This window comes from Paraburkholderia dipogonis (assembly GCF_046027395.1).
GTDB lineage: Bacteria > Pseudomonadota > Gammaproteobacteria > Burkholderiales > Burkholderiaceae > Paraburkholderia > Paraburkholderia dipogonis_A.
On record NZ_JAQQEG010000012.1, the window covers coordinates 21,849 to 40,055 of the forward strand.

The following is an 18,207-nucleotide window of genomic DNA, read 5'->3' on the forward strand; positions in this document are numbered from 1 at the left end:
AGGTCCAAACAATGAAAACAGGGGATTGGCGCCGGCGACGAGCCGGCGCTGCGCAGGTCAGCGCGCGTAGGCGCCGGCCTCCTTGAGTTTCTGAAACACGCGCTGCGGGACGAGCGGCGCTTCGGTGAATTCGACGCCGTATTCCGAGAGCGCGTCCTCGATGGCCGCGACGATCGCCGCCGCGGCCGGGATCGTGCCGCCTTCACCCGCGCCCTTGACGCCGAGCGGGTTCAGCGGCGACGGTGTTTCGAGGTGCACGATGTCGACGTTCGGCACGTCGGTCGCCATCGGCAGCAGGTACTCGCCGAAGTTCGTCGTGGTCGGCTGCGCGTTCTCGTCGTACTGCATCCATTCGAGCGTCGCGTTGCCGATGCCGTGCGCGACCGAGCCGATCACCTGGCCGTCGACGATCATCGGATTGATGAGCTTGCCCGAATCGTGCGCCATCACGTAGTTGAGAATGTTGATATGGCCGGTCTCGCGATCCACTTCGAGTTCGACGACGGCGGTGCCGTTGCAATACGTCGACTGCGCGGGCGAGAAGTACTTGGTTTCCTCGAGGCCTGCGGTGAGGCCTTTGGGCATCGTGAAACCGGGCATGCCCTGCGAGATCTTCGCCAGCTCGCCGTAGCTCATGCGCTGTTCGATGCCCGAGCGGCGCGCCACGTGACCCTCGACGAGCACGAGGTCGCTGGTTTCGCACTTCCACAGGTGGGCGGCGAGCGTGAGCATCTTTTCGCCGACAGCCTGGGCGGCGATGTAGACCGAGTTGCCTGCGTTGACCGTCGCGCGGCTCGCGAACGTGCCGACACCCATCGAGATGCCGCCCGTGTCGCCGGTAATGACGTCGATCGTTTCGAGGGGCACGTTCAGCTGCTCGGCACAGATCTGCGCGAAGGTCGTCTTGTGGCCTTGACCTTGCGGCGATGCGCCGGTAATCACCACGACGCGGCCGCTCGCCTGCACGCGCACCGTCGCGCCCTCAAACGGGCCCATGCCGGTGCCTTCGACAAAGCTCGCCATGCCGATGCCGATGAAGCGGCCCTGACGGCGCGCCTCGGCCTTGCGCCCGGCGAAGCTCGCGTAGTTCGCGCGATCAAGCGCCGCTTTCTGACAGGCGGGATAGTCGCCGCTGTCGTAACGCAACGGGCTGCCGTCGCGATAGATGAAGCCCGCGTCGTACGGCATCTGTTCCGGCTGGATCAGATTGCGCCAGCGCAACTCCGCACGGTCCATGCCGAGCGTGCGCGCGGCCTTGTCGAGAATCCGCTCCATGGCGAACACGGCTTGGGGACGGCCCGCGCCACGCACCGGCGAGGTTGCGCACTTGTTCGTGTAGACGACGTCGAGTTTGGCGTGCATCGCGGGGATCACGTACGGGCCCGGCGTCGTCGTGATCGAGATGTAGGGCGTGATGATGCCCCACGGCAGGAACGCGCCGTTGTCGTGCACCATCTCCAGCTTCACGCCGCGGATTTTGCCGTCGTTCTCAAGCGCCATGCGCACGGTCCACCACTGGTCGCGCTCCTGCGTGACCGCGAGGAAGTGCTCGCGCCGGTCCTCGATCCATTTGATCGGACGCTTGAGCGCCACCGCCGCGATCGCGACGAGTGCCTCCTCGGGATAGAACGGCAGCTTCGGACCGAAACCTCCGCCGACGTCGTTCATCAGTACGCGCAGTTTCTCGGGATCCCACTCGAGCAGTTCGACGAGGTTCTTTTTCTCGTGGTGCGGCGCCTGACCCGACGACCAGACGGTCAACTCGCCGTTGGTAGCGTGATATTCGGCGAGATAACCGCGCGTCTCCATCGGATGCGCGGAACCGCGGTTCTGCCAGTAGGTTGCCTCGACGACATGCGGCGCATCCCTGAAGGCGGCGTCGATGTCGCCGAAACCCATTTCGATATGCGCGACGACGTTGTCTTTCGCGTCGGTGTGGCACAGCGGCGAATCGGGAAGCAGGCCAGCGCGGCACTCGGCGACGGCGGGCAGCGTGTCGTACTCAATTTCGATCAGACCGCACGCGTCTTCCGCGATGTAGCGGTTGTCCGCGACGACGAACGCCACCGCTTCGCCCGCGAACGTGACTTCCGTCGAGGCGAGCAGTTCCTGGGTGCGTTCGAAGCGGATCGCGGGGTTCGGCAGCATCGACGGCGCGCGGCCACGTGCCCGGCCGCTCAGATCCGCATGCGTGTAGACGGCATGCACGCCCTTGAGTTCGCGAGCGGCGGTGCAGTCGATCGAGACGATCTTCGCGTGCGCGTGCGGGCTGCGCAGCACGGCGGCCTGCAGCATGTTCGGTAGATGCACGTCGTCGACGTAGGAGCCTTGGCCCTTCAGCAGCTTCTTGTCCTCGGTGCGCGCAACGCGCTTGCCGATGAAGCGCTGGTCGGTGGGGGCGCCTTTCAGGTCGGAAATTTCCATCGAGTTACTCCGTAGCGTGTGCCGCCGGTGCGGCGGCACGCTGGTCGCGGATGCGTTGCGCGGCGAGCAGGGCCGCGGCGACGATCGGCTGGTAGCCCGTACAGCGGCACAGATTGCCCGTGATCGCTTCGCGGATCTCGGCTTCGCTAGGGGCATCCGTTTCGTTCAGCAGTTCGGTCAGCGTCATCAGCATGCCGGGCGTACAGAACCCGCACTGCAGCGCGTGCGTTTCGCTGAAAGCTTTTTGCAGCTCGTTGAGCGTGCCATCCGTGTGGGCCAGCCCTTCGACGGTGGTCAGCGAGCGGCCATTCACCTGGGCCGCGAGCGTCAGACAGGCGCGCGCGGTGCGGCCTTCAATCAGCACGGTGCAGGCGCCGCATACGCCGTGTTCGCAACCGTAGTGCGTGCCGGTGAGTTCGAGGTCGTGACGCAGGAAGTCACCGAGCATGCGGCGCGATTCGACCTCACGCTCGTAAGCGGTGCCGTTGACAACGACTCTGACAGTACGAGTCTCCATGTCCATCTCCTTTGTCACTCTACGATTGTCTTGCGACCCGCGAGAACGCCGTCTTCAGCGCTCTTTCGGTCAGGACGCCGGCGAGATGCTGGCGGTAGTCGGTACTCACGTGCGCGTCGGTCATCACGTCGAGCGCGCGTGCGGCGTCGCTCGCGATGCGCAGCGCGCTTTCGTCCATTGGGCGATCGCGCAGGGCGGTTTCGACGTCGTGCATCCGCACAGGGCCGGGCGCGACGCCGCAGATCGTCAGCGAAACGCGGTCGAGACGTCCCTGTGCATCGGCGGTGCAGAGCGCCGCGACGCCGACGATGGCGTAATCGCCATGACGCCGCGCAAACTCTTCGAATGCGTAGCCGTGGCCCTCGGGCCAGATGTCGAGCGAAATGCCGGCCAGCAGTTCGCCTTCTTCGAGTGCGGGCGTCATGTACATCAGCGCCCACTCGGACATGGGCAGCTCGCGGTGCGTGACTGTGCCGTCCTCATAGCGCGCGATCGTCAGTACGCCGTCGAGCGCGGCCGTGAAGCATGGCTGCTCCGACGACGGATCGAGCTGGCACAGGCTGCCGCCGAGCGTGCCGCGATTGCGGATCTGCTTGTGGCTCACGAGCTGGTACGCCTCGCGGATCAGCGGCGCGCGTTTCGTGACAAGCGGCGACAGTTCGATGTCGCGCTGCCGCGCCATGGCGCCGATGTGAAGGCGGCCGCCGCGCTCCTCGATGCGGGTCAGAGCCTCGACGCCGTTCAGGTCGATCAGGTGACTCGTCATCAGATACCGGAAGTTCATCATCGGCATCAGCGACTGGCCGCCGGCGAGCACTCGGGCATCCTCGAGCGTACCGAGCAACTGCGCGGCTTCGTCGACGGTGGTCGGCGCGTGATACAGAAATTCACTGGGTTTCATGCGTGCTCCGATAGTGCAGCAGTGGCTTCTTCAATGATGCTGTTTGACGCCGAAGAGCCGCGCGAAGAAATTCCGGATCGACTGCCACATTGCCTTGCGCATCAGAGCGCCTGCGTCGAGCGGCACGACCGGCGCAGGTGCGGGCGGCGGCCGGCGCGCTTCGGCGGCCGGGCGGGGCGCATCCGCTGTGGCAGCCGTGTTCGGCACACCGGGCTCGCTAGCCGTGTCCGGCGCCGCGGTTCGAGTGGCTTGAGTGATTTGAGCGGATTCGGCGGCTTGCGCAGGTGCGGCGGTCTCGGCGGCATATGCCGCGTCCGACTCGATCAGCGCCGTCAGGTTCTTCGCGAACTGGTTCAGCAGTTGCTGCGAAAGCGCCTCAATCATCCCGGCGCCGCGCCCGTACTGCGCGACCGTGCCCGACAGGTTCACGTCCGAGACGACGTCGACCTTTGTCTTGCCGCCGTCCGCGTCGGTGACGGCCGCGTTGATCTGCGCATCGGCGCCGCCGCGGCCTTTCGTGTCGGTGCCGCTTGCGGACACCACGACCGTGCGGTCGGCGTCGTTCTGTCCAGCGATCTTGAATTTGCCCGCGAACTTCAGCGTGAGCGGGCCGAGCTTGACGGTGAAGCCACCCTTGTAGCTGCCGTCGGGCTGCTGTTCCTTGAGTTCCGCGCCCGGAAAACACGGCGCGGACCGTTCGATGTCGATCATGGTCTTCCAGACGTCCGAGGGCGGTGCATCGACGGTGAAAGACGAACGGATTGTGATTGCCATACTGCCTCCTTGGCGCGATCGGCCCTGATGGACGCCGCTCCACTTATTCGGTCACTACCGAGCCGCACGGCGCGTGAGATTGTCCTCGCGCGCGGGCGGGCTAGCGTTTCATTTCATTGAGCAAGGCCCGACAGAAAATCGTCGAATACCGTTGCGAAGATTTCGCGCATGTCGAATGCGCCAAAATGCGCGGCGCCTGGAATGATGACGAAACGGCTGTCAGGCAGCGCGTCGGCGATCTTCTGCGATACCGCCGGCGGAATGCTCGCATCGGCATCGCCCGCGACGACAAGCGCCGGCGCGCTCACGCCCGGCAGTTCAGCGAGATTGTCGAGCAGCGAGATCGCCTGCCAGTTCGCGCTCCAGCTATACCAGTCGTCGGCGGCGAGACGCGCGCGACATTTCTGGACGAGGTCGGGGCGCGGCGTGTTGGCGGCGAACCAGCGCGCGATCGTGTCGTCGATCACTTCGGACATCGAGCCCTGGCGGCCCATGTCGCCGCGCGCGAGAATGCGCGGGCGCACTTCGTCGGGGAAGCCGCCGGCCGTCCCGCAAAGAATCAGCGCGCCGGCGAGTTCCGGAAACTGGATCGCGACACGCTGCGCAATCATGCCGCCCATCGAGACGCCGATCAGCGTGGCAGCGCTCACGCGCTCCTTGCGCAGCACGGCGGCGACGTCGGCCGCATGGTCGGCGAGCGTGACGGGCGAAGTGACGGAGCTGGACTCGCCATGGCCGCGAATGTCGATCGCGATGACGTCATACGATGCGGCCCAATGCTCGACGTATTCGTCCCACCAGCTCCGGTCGACGCCGATCGGGTGAAGCAGAACCAGCGGCCGGCCCGTCCCGCGACGGGAGTAGGCAATGCGGCCGGCCTGAATTTCGCAGAAAGTTGAATGAGACATGACTTATACGGGAAATGCGCGGGGGTGACAGGTGCTTAGCGCTCGGCTACCGGGTCGGCAACCCACAGCGCGCAACGCCTGCGCCCCCGGGACCACGAGGCATATGAGCCTGGAATGAGACGACGAATCGCGGAGCGCCTTGGCGAATCGCAAGCTAATCAGGCAGTCGCCGCGGCTTTTGCTTTCAGATCGAGCACGACAGCCTTCGCCCGGCGCAACCCTTCTGCCGCGACAGGAATGCCTGCATAGACGCCGGCCTGCAGCACCACCTCGGCAATTTCCTGTTCCGTCACACCGTTGTTCACCGCGCCGCGGGTATGGACTTCGAATTCGTGCCAGCGACCGAGCGACGCCAGCATGGCCAGGTTCAGCATGCTGCGCGTGGCGCGCGTGAGGCCCTCGCGGTTCCACACGTTGCCCCAGCACACATCTTCCGTGTATTCGAGGAACACGTTGTCGAACAGATGGGGGGTCGCGTTGCCCTGCGTGTGGCTCGCGCCCAGCACTTCCTTGCGGATCTTGGCGCCGATGGCACGACGTTCGGATAGCGTGATGTCTTCCATGAGTATCCTTCGGGTTTATCCAGTGGTTGTAGGATTGTATAATGAGAGGCAGTATCGGAGCTTCGCTGTCGAATGTCAATATGATTGTATTACGAAGTACAGCGCTCCTTATTTTTTACGGCAAAGGGATGGAATGAATACCAACAGACTGGTAGTGCGGCCGGTGGCAACGCTGCGCCAGCAAGTGATCGACGGTTTGCGCGCATGTATTAGTGACCTCACGTTCAAGCCGGGCGACCGGCTGATCGAGCGTGAACTCTGCGAAATGCTTGGCGTAAGCCGCACGCTCGTTCGTGAGGCGTTGAGTCAACTGGTGGCCGAAGGGCTTGTCCAGATCATTCCCCACAAAGGTCCGATCGTCTCCGTCATGACAGCGGACGAGGCGCGGGGTCTCTATGAAGTGCGCGCGGTACTCGAGGCGCTGGCGGGCCGCCAGTTCACCGAACGGGCGACCGACGACCAGCGCGTCGCGCTGAATGCGGCGTTGAAGGAACTGGCGTCGATGCGGGACATGCAAGGGCAGGAGGGCACCATGCTCTTCCTGAAGCAGAAGGCACAGTTCTATGACGTGATGCTCGAAGGCGCCGGCAATCCGGTACTGACCGAGATGCTGCGTCTCGTCCATACGCGAGTCATGATGTTGCGCGCGACGACGCTCTCGCAGGAAGGGCGCCTCCAGCAAAGTTACGACGAGATTGCGATGATCGTCGACGCCGTGATGCGCAACGACGCCGACGCGGCTGCGGCGGCGTGCAAGCGCCATGTCGAACAGGCCGAAAGGCTAGCGGTTCAGGTGCTTGCTGTAGCGGTTAATACCTAGATCGACCAGGTCGACCGACCGCGCGTCTGCTCGGCTTGCTTCGTGCCCGATCCACCGGGCACGGGCGGGAAGGTTCGGGCCGCGGCGGGCCGGCCGGCGCGAAATCGCCAGCTTCTTCCGTCTCGCGACCTTGTTCGATGGACGCAACCCGTCGATTCTTGTCCAGTAATACAATAATCTGTATTGCAATATAATTGCATTACGCTATACTGCGCCCAGTGACATAAGCGGGCCCTGAGACCCGTGTCAATCAAATCGCTCGCCTTTGCGGCGGTAGATTAGGAGACGGGAACAATGGGCACATCGCAGAGCGCCAAGGCGGCGTCGGTGGCTTCGGCCGACGCGCAGGGTTTCAGGTTGTCGCGCTACCAGTGGCTGGCGCTGATTTCGGCGTTCCTCGGCTGGATGTTCGACTCGATGGACCTGAATCTCTTCACGCTCGTCCTCGTGCCAAGCGTCAGCCAGTTGCTGCACAGCACCGACGCAACGGAAATCAGCAAGATCGGCAGCTACATCATCGCGGGCAAGCTGCTCACGTGGGGTATCGGCGGCGTGCTGTTCGGCGTGGCCGCCGACCGGCTCGGCCGCTCGCGCATCATGGGCTGGACCATCCTGATCTATGCGGCCTTCACGCTGCTGAGCGCATTCGCGAAAACATGGCCCCAGCTTGCCGTCGCGCAGGCGATGGCCGGTTTCGGCATCGGCGGCGAATGGGCGGCAGGCGCTGCGCTCGTTGCCGAATCGTGGCCGGGCCGGCAACGCGCTCGCGCCATGCAGATCATGCAGATGGCGTTCGCATTCGGCTTTCTCGCGGCGGCGCTCGACAATCTGCTGCTCGGCCGCTTCGGCTGGCGCGTCGTGCTTGGCGTGGGCGCCGCGCCCGCACTCGTGACGATTCTCGTGCGCCGCTTCGTGCCCGAGCCGCAGCGCTGGGTGCAGGTGCGCGACAGCGTCGTCGCCGAATCGGCGATGCAGACTTTCACCGCGATTTTCGCACCGGGATTGCGCCGCAAGACGATCATCGGCGTGGTCGTTTCGTCGGCCGCCATGCTCGGCTGCTGGGGCGGTCTCACGTTCCTGCCGAGCTGGATTCATCAGCTTTCCGCTGCGGCCGCCGATCATCGCGACGTCGGCAATACGGTGAGCTACGCATTCATTCTCATGATGATCGGCGCGACGCTCGGCTACCTGACGCTGATCTGGATGCTCGACGCATTCGGCCGGCGCATGTCGTACTTCATCTTTTCGTTAGGGTCGCTCGTCGTGTCGCTCGTGCTGTTCCTGACGGTGCACGACGTCAGCGGGGTGCTATGGCTGATGCCGGTGTACGGTTATTTCGTCATTGGCGCATTCGGCACCTTCGCCGCTTATCTGCCTGAACTTTTCCCGACCCGAGTGCGCGCGACAGGCCAGGGTTTCTGCTGGAACATGGCCCGTGCGCTGACGAGTATCGGTCCGATCGCCGGCAACGCGGTGGTCGCGAAGTTCGGATCGTTTCCGGCGGCATCGGCTGCGGTGTCGCTCCTCTTTGTGGTCGGCATGGTGTCGATCTGGTTCGGTCCCGAGACAAAGGGCGTTCCGCTCGACAACTGAGGATGACTGAAGACAGGCGGCGAGCGATTTATCCGCCGCTGGGATGCAAGTGCTTCCTTCGTGCGATCGCATTCGAAGGACGGAAGCGGCGCGGCCGGGGTAGGCGTGCGTCGTCAGACAGGATTTCGTTTTGGTCCAATGGAACACACCTTGAGTACAGACATGCCGAAACCCGGCGTTTCAACCCGAGAGGGCACCGCAGACAATCCGCCGGCGCGCGTCTTCGATATCGGAATCAACGAGCGTTTGCCGCTGCCGCAACTGGCTGTGCTCGCACTGCAGAACGTATTCGGAATGACCGGCATGTTCGTTTTTCCTGGACTTCTCGGTCGCTCATTTCATCTACCCGATCCGCAGATCGCATACCTGTACGGAATGACCTTCATGGTGTGCGGGATCATCACGATCCTGCAATCGGTGCTGCTATTGCGCTTACCGGTCGCGCAGGGACCTTACGCAGGCAGCTTTGGCGCGCTTTTGACGGTCGGCCATTTGCAGTCGGGCGGGCTCGGCACCGCATTCGGGTCGTTCTTCGCCGCTTCGCTGATCTGGTGCCTGCTCACGCTACCGATCCGCGGGCGCAGCGTGGCGGGCATGTTCGCGCGGCATCTGCGCCTGCCTATCATCTCCGGGATGATCGTGATGCTGATCGTGGTGCAGATCGCAAGCGTCGCGTTGCCCACCTGGATCGGCGGCCCTAAAAGCCCCGGTTTTCCGGTCGTGAACCTGCTTTCGGGCGCGGTGGCGGTGGCCGGTATCGTGTTTGCGATGCTGTGGGGCGGACAACGCCTGCGTCGGGTCGCGATCCTGCTCGGCCTCGCGCTCGGCACACTGGCCTATACGCTGTTCCAGCCCGTGTCGTTCGCGGCGGTGGCCGCTGCGCCGTTCCTCGTCGAGCCGCGCATCTTTCCGTTTGGCTTCGGCGTGCGCCCCGATCTCGTCGCTGTGTTCCTGCTCGTGCTGATTCCGGCCGGCATGGGATCGATGGCGCTTTACCAGGCCGTTGCCGAATGGGGCGACGAGACGTTGAGTCCGGGCCGCATGTCCGAAGGGCTGTTTGGCGTCGCGCTCGGTTCGGTCGTCGCAGCGGTCTGTGGCGGCTTCAGCACTATCGCGTATCCGGACAACATCGGTATTCTGCGCGCCACGCGCGTGGGCTCGCGCTTCGTGACCCTCGCTGCCGGCATCCTCCTGATCGTGCTGGGCGGCTGCGTGAAGTTCGATATGCTGCTCGTCGTTGTGCCGATCCCCGTGATCTCGGCCGCCGCGACGCTGCTGTTCGGCATCGTCTTCATGCACGGCGTGCACATTCTCGCGCAGGTGGAATGGGACGATCGGCGGCTGATCGCGTCAGGGCTTGCGTTTCTCGTTGGTCTCGGCGGCCTCTTCATCTCGCACGAAGTCATCCATGCGATGCCGCTGATGCTCCAGCTTGTGCTTCAGCAGCCGGTGATTTCGGGCGGTTTGACTCTCGTCGTATTGCACTCGCTGCTTTGCGCGAAGCAGAAGCCGTCGAACACGCCGTCGGCCGCACCGTCGCGCACACAGAATCAGATATAGATAAGGCGAAAAAATTGGTCCGGGCGGGCGGCCCGTCCGGACCTATCTCCGCATCATCCGTTTTGCCGATCGTGCGAGACCGCCTGGAAATCAGGTAGTGCAGATGTAATATTTAGTCATACTTATCAATAAAGAAAGCGAAACATCAGAGCGTGCTTCGACGCATGTCAATGTGTTCGAACGCCCACCGCTTCGCAGCCGTGAATCCGGGTTTGGACAGGCAGGAGACAAAGATGAAATTGAAATTCGGGGTAACAGCGCTCGTTGTTGGCGCCGCGCTGTTCGCTGAAGCTGCTCACGCGCAATCGAGCGTGCAACTCTATGGGCTACTCGATGCGTTCATCGGCTACAAGAAGCCGATGAACGGTCAGTCGAGTGTGATCGCCGGCAACGGCGGAATGACGGCGCCGTACTTCGGCCTGCGCGGTACGGAGGACCTCGGCGGCGGCACGAAGGTCGTTTTCGACCTCGAAGGCTATTTCAATATCCAGAGCGGTGCGATGGGCCGCACCGGTTTCCCGCATGACGGGCTGTTCTCGCGTAACGCGTACGTCGGCGTGACCGGTCGATACGGTACGGCAACGTCCGGTCTGATCCCGCCGTTGCTATGGTTCTCGACGATCACGTTCAATCCGTTTTTCAACTCGTTCGTGTTCTCGCCGATCGTGCTGCAGAGTTACGTCGGCGTGAACGGCCAGGGCGTATTCGGCAACGCGGGCGAATGGTGGAACTCGGTGTATTACGCCTCGCCGTCGTTCAACGGCCTCGTCGGGCGCGCAATGTATTCGTTCGGCAACGAGCCGGGCCATCTCGGCCAGAACAAGTGGAGCGGCCAGGTCTCGTACAACAACGGCGGTTTCGCGACGTCGGTTGTGTATCAGCAGATCAAGTACAGCCTGAACGCCGGCGACCTCGGCACGGTGTTGCCCGGACTGACGACGCAGTCGGTGGTGAACCTCGGAGTGTCGTACGACATGAATTTCGTGAAACTGTACGGCCAGTACCAGCACGTCCGGGATGCGATCTCGACCGGTGACGTCGGCATCGACACCGGCCAGATCGGCTTCGCGGTTCCCGTGGGCGTGGGCAGGATTCTTGGTTCGGATGCCTATTCAAAGAGTTCTGGCCATAGCTCGGTTTATCGCAATACGTGGGCGTTCTCGTACGACTATCCGTTGTCGAAGCGGACCGACGTCTATGCGGCGGTGTTGTCCGATCGCGCGAGCAGGATGTCGACCGGCACCACGATCGGCGGCGGTCTTCGCACGCAATTCTGATCGGCTGCGTGCTGCCACGCGCGCGAATTCCTCGCGCGATCCACGATTGACGGTACGGAGGAGTGCGGCGCACGGCACTTCCTCCCGCCCCACAAAGCAACGATTTCAATGGAGGAGATATGTTTGAGACTGGAGCAACAGGTAGCGGCACACGCAGGATCGGCCTGCGGCGCTCGCTAGCCGCAATGACCTTGTTGGGGCTGTCGGGCGGTGCCGCGCACGCGCAAAGCAGCGTGACGCTGTATGGCTCGCTGGATGGCGGTCTACGCAATGTCGTGAACGGTACGAAGGCAGGCGGAGCGGCGCTGACAATGGCATCGAATGGCGTCTACAAATCGAATCGCTGGGGTTTTCTCGGCGTCGAGGACCTGGGCGGTGGATACTACGTCCGCTTCAATCTGGAAGCGGGCTACATTCTTTCGACCGGCGCGAACAGCAGTACGACCAACCAGTTGTTCCAGCGTACGTCGACCGTCGGATTCGGCGGACCGTTCGGTCAGGTCAACATCGGCCATCAGTTCACGCTGCAGCACAGGCTGATCAAGGACTTCGAACCGTTCGACCTGCACTATCTGGGCATTACCGAAGCGGCGGCGATTTCGGGCGGCACGAGCGGCCGCGACGACAACGCTATTCACTATCACGGCGACTTCGGTCCGTGGACGGCTCGCGCCGTCTATGCACCGGGCGGCGTGGCGGGCAGTTTGGCGAGCGGCACCATGGTCGCGGGCGGCGTGAACTATCACACGAAACTGTTCAAGTTCGGTGCAGGCTATACGCATCGCTCGAACCCGTTTTCGGCTACGTCGAGCGCGTATTTCGCCAATAATCAGTACACTGCGGGCGGCGCCGTGACGCTCGGTCCCGTTGATCTGATGGGCGGCTATTCGCTCGCCACGCAAGCCGTTCCCTCAACCGTGCACGGCGAGACGCGCAATCAGTACCTGTGGGGCGGTTTCCGCTACAAGGCGTCGGGGGCATTCAGCGTAACGGGTGCCTATTACGACGACAACAACACGACAGCCGGCGTGGACGGCAGGAAGGACGTCGCCATTCTGGGCGTCAGCTATTCGCTTTCGAAGAGCACCGAGCTTTATGCCGATGTCGACTACACGCATTTCACGGGCGGCTACGTGACCAATGCAACGCTGAACCCGTCCTTGCATAGCAAGCAGACGGGCTTCTCGTTCGGTATGAACCACTTCTTCTAGAAGCGGGCACTACGAGCCGGACGTGAGGCTTGCGATCATGGCGAACGATACTGACGGCATACTCCTGCAGCTTGTACGGCCGGGACAGAAGTGATGCTGATCAGAATACTGGCTCGACCTCACCACTGAAGGTCGGGACAGACGAGTGGAAATACCGGAAGCAGCTGCCTTGACCCGGTCACAATGCGACACGACGGACAGGTTCCGTGACAGCTCCCCGTCGTCGCGCGAGCGTTCATAACGCTGCGTCCGCTCCAATTGCCTGAACCGGCTTGCGCTGATAGCCCGTGGTCGCGAGCAGCAGGCGGCGCGTGTACTCATGCTCGACCTGTTGTGCGCGAATGGACGCGATATCGCACTGCTCGACGATCTCGCCATTACGCATGACCGCGACGCGCGAGCAGAGAAAGCCGACCACCGCCAGGTTGTGGCTCACGAGGATCATCGTCAGGTTGCGTTCGCGGTGAAGCCGTCGCAGCAGGTTGAGAATCTCGGCCTGCACGGACACATCGAGCGCGGACGTCGGCTCATCGAGCAGCAGCACGCGCGGTTCGACAATCAGTGCCCGTGCGATCGCGACGCGCTGCCGCTGGCCCCCTGACAACTGATGCGGATAGCGGAAGCGATACGCCGGACCCAACCCGACTTCGTGTAGCGCATCGACGATGCGTTCGTCCTGCCGGTCGATGCCGTTGATGGTCAGCGGTTCGCGCAAGGTCTGATCGACTGTGAATCGCGGATGCAGTGAGCCGTACGGATCCTGAAAGACCATCTGCACGTCGCGTCGAAAGGAGCGGTTGATCTTTTCTCCGGGCACATGCGAGCCAATCGTCATATTGCCGCCAGCGATGGGCGCGAGGCCGGTCAACGCGCGCAGGATCGTCGACTTGCCGGATCCGGATTCGCCGACCAGCCCGAAAACTTCTCCTTCGCCGACGTGAAAGCTCGCCTCGCGCACTGCGTCGAAGTAACCGGTCTTCGTCCTGAAGCGGACCGTAAGGGCGTTGACGTCGATCATGCTGACGCTCCTGTCGATTGCGTGAGCCACGCTGCATCCCGCTTCAGCACGGGCAGTTCATCGGGCGGATCGATGAGCGGGGGATTCGCCGCGAGCAGGCCCCGCGTATAAGGATGCTGGGCGTGGATGAGATCGCGTGCCGCGCAGGTTTCCACCACGCGCCCCGCGTACATCACGACGACGCGGTCGCAGAACGACATCACGAGCGGCAAGTCATGGCTGATGAAAATGAGGCCCGTGTCGTGCTTTTCAATCATTTCGTCGAGAATCCCGAGCACCTGCATCGAGACGAGCACGTCGAGCGCGCTGGTCGGCTCGTCGGCGACGAGGAGTCGCGGGCCGGACGACACCATCATGGCGATCATCACGCGTTGTCCCATGCCGCCCGACAACTCGTGCGGGTACGCATCGGCGACACGCTCCGGATTGCGGATGTGCACCGCTGCCAGCGCCGCGATGATCTTCTCGCGCATCTCGCGGCGGCCGAGCTTCGGGCCGTGCAGGTGGAACGCTTCGCGCATCTGCTGCGCGACGGTCATCACCGGGTTCAGCGAGTATTTCGGATCCTGCAGGATCATGCCCATCTGCCGGCCGCACAGTTGCCGGCGCTTGCGTGCCGACATCGTCAGCAGATCCTGACCATCGAACTTCATCGACTTCGCATGGCATTGCGCCGCAGGCGGCAGCAGGCCGAGCAGCGCGCGCCCGGACAACGATTTGCCCGAACCGGATTCGCCGACGATACCAAGCCGCTCGCCGCGATGGAGCGTCAGCGACAGGCCGCGCACGGCTTCCGTCAATTCGCCGTCGTGGCCGCGAAAGCCAATTCGCAAGTCGTCGATTTCACACAGGGGTTGGGTCATATCGGCTGGCCTGTCAGTTTCCATGGCGCGGATCGAAGACGTCTCGTAGACCGTCGCCAAGCAGGTTGAAGGCGAGGCTCACCAGCAGAATGGCAAAGCCCGGAATGGTGGCCACCCACCACGAATCGAGCAGCACGTTGCGGCCCGACGCGACCATGTAACCCCATTCGGGGCTCGGCGGTTGCGCGCCAAGGCCGAGGAACCCGAGACCCGCGACGGTGAGAATGATGCCGGCCATATCGAGGGTCGCGCGCACGATCACCGACGACGAGCACAGCGGCACGATATAGCGCAACAGGATGCGCATCCGCGAGGCGCCCTGCAGCCGCGCGACGTGAATGAAATCGGCTTGCACGAGTCGCAGGGTCTCCGCCCGCGCGAGACGCGCATAAGCCGGCCACGCCGTAATCGAAATCGCGATCACCGCGTTCATGACACCCGGCCCCAGCGCGGCCGCGAATGCGAGCGCAAGCACGATCTTCGGAAACGCAAGGGCCACGTCGGTGATTCGCATCAGCGCGTTATCGACCCAGCCGCCAAAGAAGCCGGCCGTGGTGCCGATCAGGAGGCCGACGGGAACCACGATCACCACGACGAGAATCGCGATCGAAAGCGTGAGCCGCGAGCCGTAGATCAGCCGCGAGAGGATGTCGCGGCCAAGCTGGTCGGTGCCGAACCAGTGCGACGGCGAACCCGGCGGCAGAAGGCGGTCGGAGAGAACCTGCTGCAACGGATCGTGCGGCGCGATCAGCGGTCCGATTGCCGCGACGATGATCAGCAAGGCGAGAATCACAAAGCCGAACACAGACAGCGGATTGCCCGCGAAGCGTCGCCAGCGCCGATAAGCGAGCCCGAGCGCGGCCTGTTTGCGTGACGCGGGCGTGTCGCTCAGCAGCCAGTCTTTCCATCGTCGGGGCGCGGCATTCATCGGCCAGTCCTGCGTTTGCGTTGATTGATCCAATGGGGGAAGCACGAAAGAAACTTCCGCAGCATCAGCGGGCGCGCGGATCGAACACGCGATAGAGCGCGTCGGTCAGCAGATTGAGCGCGATGAACGTGACGCCGATCACGAGCGTGCTGCCAAGCACGGCGTTCATATCGGCATTCAGCAGCGCGCCCGTCAGATACGAGCCGATACCGGGCCAGGCGAAGACGATTTCGGTCAGCACCGAGCCTTCGAGCAGATAGCTGTACGTCAGCGCGATGATGGTCAGAAGCGGCACGGCGATATTGCCGAAAGCGTGACGCCAGATCACCCGGCGCTCGGGCAAGCCTTTTGCGCGTGCCGTGGTGATGTACTCCTGGCTCAACTGCTCGAGCATGAACGAACGCGTCATCCGGCTCAGATAAGCGACCGAGTAGTAGCCGAGAATGGCCGCAGGCAGCGCGATATGGGAGAACGCATTGAAAAACACGTCCCATTCGCCCGCGATGAGTGAATCGACCAGTAGGCTGCCCGTATGCGTGTCGACCATACCGTCGAATACGGGATCGACGCGCCCCGGACCGGCTACCCAGTGCAGCTTCGCGTAGAACAACAGCAGTCCCATCAGTCCAAGCCAGAACACCGGCACCGAGCTGCCGACGAGACCGACAAAGCGTGCAACATGATCGATCCAGCGGTTGTGGCGCACGGCGGCGATCACGCCCAGCGGCACTCCTATCAGCACACCGATGATGGTCGATAGGGTCGCGAGTTCGAGCGTCGCGGGGAACACGCGCTGGATGTCTTCGATAACAGGGTGCGCCGTCAGCAGCGACATGCCGAAGTTGCCATGCAGCACATCGCGCACGTAGATCAGGAACTGCACGGTGAGCGGCTTGTCGAGCCCGAGCTGCAGGCGTGCCGCCGCGTAGGCCGCCGCCGAGGCGCGATCGCCGAGAACCGCCAGTACCGGGTCGATCGGTATCTTGCGGCCGATCACGAACGTGACGGCCAGCAAGCCGGTGAAGGTAATCACGAGCGTGAAGATCCAGCGTACGAGGCGCAAGGTCCAGCGCACGCTGGCGCTTTCAGCCGAAAGCGCGCGCATGCGCTCGAGAGTCGTGAGAGGAGTCGACATGATGGGTTCCCCGGCCGAAGGCGAAACCAGGACAGTTTCGCCTTCGCCGCCTACGTTACTGCTTCTTCAGGTCACGATACGACACGAGGTCGTTGATCGGACCCACTTCAAGCCCCGTCACGCCCGGCCGCGCGGCGACCTGCGAGACCTGTTGGAACATGATCACGAAGGGTGAGTTCGCAAGCATCTGCTTCTGCATCGTCTGGTACAGTTCGGCGCGCCTGGCGGTCGACGATTCGGCGAGCGCCGCGTTGGTTTCCTTCGTCAGATCAGGAATATTCCACGAGTTGCGCCACGCGAGCATCTTGTAGGCCGACTTGTCGGAGTTGTCCGGATTCCAGGTGAAGCCCTGCGCATTGCTGTGCGGGTCGATGTAGTCCGCCGACCATTCGCCGATATAGATGTCGTGCGAGCGCGAGCGGTACTTCGCAAGCGTCTGCTTGTTGTCGCCCGGGATGATCTGAACCTTGATGCCGCCCTGGGCGAGATTGGCCTGCACGGCCTCGGCGATTTCACCGTACGGGTAGCCGTTACGCACGTCCATCGTCACGGAGAAGCCATTCGGAAGCCCGGCTTTTGCCAGCAGCGCCTTGGCCTTTGCGACGTTCTGCTGGTAAGGATTCGTGTTCAGCACGCCGAGAAAACCTTCCGGGAGGAAAGTTTCGTGCACCTTGTAGGTGGTCTTCGCGACATTGCTCTGGATGCCGTTATAGTCGATCAGCCACTTCATCGCTTCCTGGACTTCCGGTTTCGCCAGGTTCGGATTCTTGACGTTGAGGCCGAGGTACAGAAGCGTCGCCTGCGGCACGGCGCTCACATGCGCCTTGCCGGACTTCGTCAGCGAGGCGAGGTCGTCCGGGCTCAGATTGCGCGCCACATCGACGTCGCCGTTCTCGAGCAGCAGGCGCTGGCTCGATGCTTCCGGCACGTGACGCAACACAATGCGCTTCATCGCGAGCGGTAAGCGATAACCGTCGAAGCGCTGCAGCACGATGCTGTCGTTGGCCGTCCACTTGACGAGCTTGTAGGCGCCGGAGCCCGCCTCGTTCGTGCGCAGCCAGTCGTTGCCGAAGTCATTGCCTTTCTGGTGCGAGAGCAGCAACTGTTTGTCCACCACCGATGCAGGCCACGCGCCAAGCACGTTCAGGACAAACGTCGGGGCGTATTTCTGGTCGGTCGTCACACTGACGGTGGTGTCATCGATCTTTTTCACGTTACTGAGCGCGTTGTCCCTGGTCAGGCCGATGCCTTGCAGCACGGCGGCCGCGCCTTTGTCGAGCAGGACCGTGCGCTGGATCGACCAGGCGACGTCGTCGGCGGTCAACGGATTGCCCGAGTGGAACTTGAGACCCGGGCGGATCTTGAACGTGAAGGTCAGACCGTCGGGACTGACGGTCCATGATTGCGCGACATCGCCGTTGAACTTCGATGGGTCTTTCAGATCGACTCGCACCAGCCGGTCATAGGTATTCGCCACATATTCTTCTGGCACCAGCTCGTAGACTTCGCCGGGATCGAGCGTGGTGAATTCGTCGAGGAAAGTCGCCATGACGAACATGTCTTTCGGCGTTGCCGCCGCAGCGGGGCTGGCCGCCGTGAACGACAGGGTCAAGGCGGAGGCGATCGCTGCCGCCGCCAGTGCATTGCGCAATACCAGTTTCATACTCGCTCCATAAGAAATGGGGTAGAGCCTGTCACGGAACAACGGATGGAGA

General features: G+C 63.0%; 16 protein-coding genes. 5 read left to right on the forward strand and 11 right to left on the reverse strand.

The genetic code is table 11. From position 1 onward, the window contains the following. Nucleotides 1–57: 57 nt before the first annotated feature. The 6 genes from PQR32_RS13885 to PQR32_RS13910 all read right to left on the reverse strand — a co-directional run bounded on the left by PQR32_RS13885 (nucleotide 58) and on the right by PQR32_RS13910 (nucleotide 6,087). On the reverse strand, nucleotides 58–2,424 hold the full coding sequence (locus tag PQR32_RS13885; protein ID WP_408227301.1) for a xanthine dehydrogenase family protein molybdopterin-binding subunit: 2,367 nt from the start codon (nucleotides 2,422–2,424) through the stop codon (nucleotides 58–60). 4 nt (nucleotides 2,425–2,428) lie between these two features. Next, nucleotides 2,429–2,941 (reverse strand): (2Fe-2S)-binding protein, encoded by a 513-nt coding sequence (locus PQR32_RS13890; protein WP_408227304.1) that lies wholly within the window; start codon nucleotides 2,939–2,941, stop codon nucleotides 2,429–2,431. Nucleotides 2,942–2,960: 19 nt separating this feature from the next. After that, nucleotides 2,961–3,842: an FAD binding domain-containing protein gene (locus PQR32_RS13895; protein ID WP_408227306.1), complete on the reverse strand. Its 882-nt coding sequence runs from the start codon at nucleotides 3,840–3,842 to the stop codon at nucleotides 2,961–2,963. 30 nt (nucleotides 3,843–3,872) lie between these two features. Continuing rightward, the gene (locus PQR32_RS13900) at nucleotides 3,873–4,616 is read right to left on the reverse strand and encodes an SRPBCC family protein (RefSeq protein ID WP_408227309.1); all 744 of its coding nucleotides are present in this window, start codon (nucleotides 4,614–4,616) and stop codon (nucleotides 3,873–3,875) included. Between the two features lie 113 nt (nucleotides 4,617–4,729). Further along, the gene (locus PQR32_RS13905; protein ID WP_408227312.1) at nucleotides 4,730–5,524 is read right to left on the reverse strand and encodes an alpha/beta fold hydrolase; all 795 of its coding nucleotides are present in this window, start codon (nucleotides 5,522–5,524) and stop codon (nucleotides 4,730–4,732) included. A 158-nt stretch (nucleotides 5,525–5,682) separates the two neighbouring features. Then, the gene (locus PQR32_RS13910; protein WP_408227315.1) at nucleotides 5,683–6,087 is read right to left on the reverse strand and encodes a carboxymuconolactone decarboxylase family protein; all 405 of its coding nucleotides are present in this window, start codon (nucleotides 6,085–6,087) and stop codon (nucleotides 5,683–5,685) included. Nucleotides 6,088–6,220: 133 nt separating this feature from the next. Between PQR32_RS13910 and PQR32_RS13915 the strand changes: the two genes are divergently transcribed. The 5 genes from PQR32_RS13915 (at nucleotide 6,221) to PQR32_RS13935 (ending at nucleotide 12,548) form a co-directional block, all read left to right on the forward strand. Then, on the forward strand, nucleotides 6,221–6,907 hold the full coding sequence (locus PQR32_RS13915; protein ID WP_408227318.1) for a GntR family transcriptional regulator: 687 nt from the start codon (nucleotides 6,221–6,223) through the stop codon (nucleotides 6,905–6,907). 294 nt (nucleotides 6,908–7,201) lie between these two features. Then, complete coding sequence (locus PQR32_RS13920) at nucleotides 7,202–8,500, forward strand: MFS transporter (RefSeq protein ID WP_408227321.1); 1,299 nt, start codon at nucleotides 7,202–7,204, stop codon at nucleotides 8,498–8,500. 150 nt (nucleotides 8,501–8,650) lie between these two features. Next, complete coding sequence (locus PQR32_RS13925; protein ID WP_408227324.1) at nucleotides 8,651–10,060, forward strand: uracil-xanthine permease family protein; 1,410 nt, start codon at nucleotides 8,651–8,653, stop codon at nucleotides 10,058–10,060. A 233-nt stretch (nucleotides 10,061–10,293) separates the two neighbouring features. Then, entirely contained in the window at nucleotides 10,294–11,337 is a 1,044-nt protein-coding gene (locus PQR32_RS13930) for a porin (protein ID WP_408227327.1), read from the forward strand. A 119-nt stretch (nucleotides 11,338–11,456) separates the two neighbouring features. Next, entirely contained in the window at nucleotides 11,457–12,548 is a 1,092-nt protein-coding gene (locus PQR32_RS13935) for a porin (RefSeq protein WP_408227330.1), read from the forward strand. Nucleotides 12,549–12,783: 235 nt separating this feature from the next. On the opposite strand, the gene PQR32_RS13940 is transcribed toward PQR32_RS13935, so the two are convergent. The 5 genes from PQR32_RS13940 to PQR32_RS13960 form a co-directional block, all read right to left on the reverse strand. Continuing rightward, the gene (locus PQR32_RS13940; protein ID WP_408227333.1) at nucleotides 12,784–13,566 is read right to left on the reverse strand and encodes an ABC transporter ATP-binding protein; all 783 of its coding nucleotides are present in this window, start codon (nucleotides 13,564–13,566) and stop codon (nucleotides 12,784–12,786) included. Further along, the gene (locus PQR32_RS13945; protein WP_408227336.1) at nucleotides 13,563–14,429 is read right to left on the reverse strand and encodes an ABC transporter ATP-binding protein; all 867 of its coding nucleotides are present in this window, start codon (nucleotides 14,427–14,429) and stop codon (nucleotides 13,563–13,565) included. The genes PQR32_RS13940 and PQR32_RS13945 overlap by 4 nt, the downstream gene beginning before the upstream one ends. A 13-nt stretch (nucleotides 14,430–14,442) precedes the next feature. Then, nucleotides 14,443–15,357 (reverse strand): nickel transporter permease, encoded by a 915-nt coding sequence (gene nikC, locus PQR32_RS13950; RefSeq protein WP_408227339.1) that lies wholly within the window; start codon nucleotides 15,355–15,357, stop codon nucleotides 14,443–14,445. Nucleotides 15,358–15,421: 64 nt separating this feature from the next. Beyond that, nucleotides 15,422–16,492 carry an ABC transporter permease gene (locus PQR32_RS13955; RefSeq protein WP_408227342.1) on the reverse strand — a complete coding sequence of 357 codons (1,071 nt, stop codon included), beginning with the start codon at nucleotides 16,490–16,492 and terminating at the stop codon, nucleotides 15,422–15,424. A gap of 55 nt (nucleotides 16,493–16,547) precedes the next feature. Next, nucleotides 16,548–18,155 (reverse strand): ABC transporter substrate-binding protein, encoded by a 1,608-nt coding sequence (locus PQR32_RS13960; protein WP_408227345.1) that lies wholly within the window; start codon nucleotides 18,153–18,155, stop codon nucleotides 16,548–16,550. Nucleotides 18,156–18,207: the final 52 nt, after the last annotated feature.

Bases quoted from the DNA above. Each gene is read 5' to 3' on its own strand.
- PQR32_RS13885 (WP_408227301.1), bottom strand. From the start codon at position 2,424: ATGGAAATTTCCGACCTGAAAGGCGCCCCCACCGACCAGCGCTTCATC.
- PQR32_RS13890 (WP_408227304.1), bottom strand. From the start codon at position 2,941: ATGGAGACTCGTACTGTCAGAGTCGTTGTCAACGGCACCGCTTACGAG.
- PQR32_RS13895 (WP_408227306.1), bottom strand. From the start codon at position 3,842: ATGAAACCCAGTGAATTTCTGTATCACGCGCCGACCACCGTCGACGAA.
- PQR32_RS13900 (WP_408227309.1), bottom strand. From the start codon at position 4,616: ATGGCAATCACAATCCGTTCGTCTTTCACCGTCGATGCACCGCCCTCG.
- PQR32_RS13905 (WP_408227312.1), bottom strand. From the start codon at position 5,524: ATGTCTCATTCAACTTTCTGCGAAATTCAGGCCGGCCGCATTGCCTAC.
- PQR32_RS13910 (WP_408227315.1), bottom strand. From the start codon at position 6,087: ATGGAAGACATCACGCTATCCGAACGTCGTGCCATCGGCGCCAAGATC.
- PQR32_RS13915 (WP_408227318.1), top strand. From the start codon at position 6,221: ATGAATACCAACAGACTGGTAGTGCGGCCGGTGGCAACGCTGCGCCAG.
- PQR32_RS13920 (WP_408227321.1), top strand. From the start codon at position 7,202: ATGGGCACATCGCAGAGCGCCAAGGCGGCGTCGGTGGCTTCGGCCGAC.
- PQR32_RS13930 (WP_408227327.1), top strand. From the start codon at position 10,294: ATGAAATTGAAATTCGGGGTAACAGCGCTCGTTGTTGGCGCCGCGCTG.
- PQR32_RS13935 (WP_408227330.1), top strand. From the start codon at position 11,457: ATGTTTGAGACTGGAGCAACAGGTAGCGGCACACGCAGGATCGGCCTG.
- PQR32_RS13940 (WP_408227333.1), bottom strand. From the start codon at position 13,566: ATGATCGACGTCAACGCCCTTACGGTCCGCTTCAGGACGAAGACCGGT.
- PQR32_RS13945 (WP_408227336.1), bottom strand. From the start codon at position 14,429: ATGACCCAACCCCTGTGTGAAATCGACGACTTGCGAATTGGCTTTCGC.
- nikC (WP_408227339.1), bottom strand. From the start codon at position 15,357: ATGAATGCCGCGCCCCGACGATGGAAAGACTGGCTGCTGAGCGACACG.
- PQR32_RS13955 (WP_408227342.1), bottom strand. From the start codon at position 16,492: ATGTCGACTCCTCTCACGACTCTCGAGCGCATGCGCGCGCTTTCGGCT.
- PQR32_RS13960 (WP_408227345.1), bottom strand. From the start codon at position 18,155: ATGAAACTGGTATTGCGCAATGCACTGGCGGCGGCAGCGATCGCCTCC.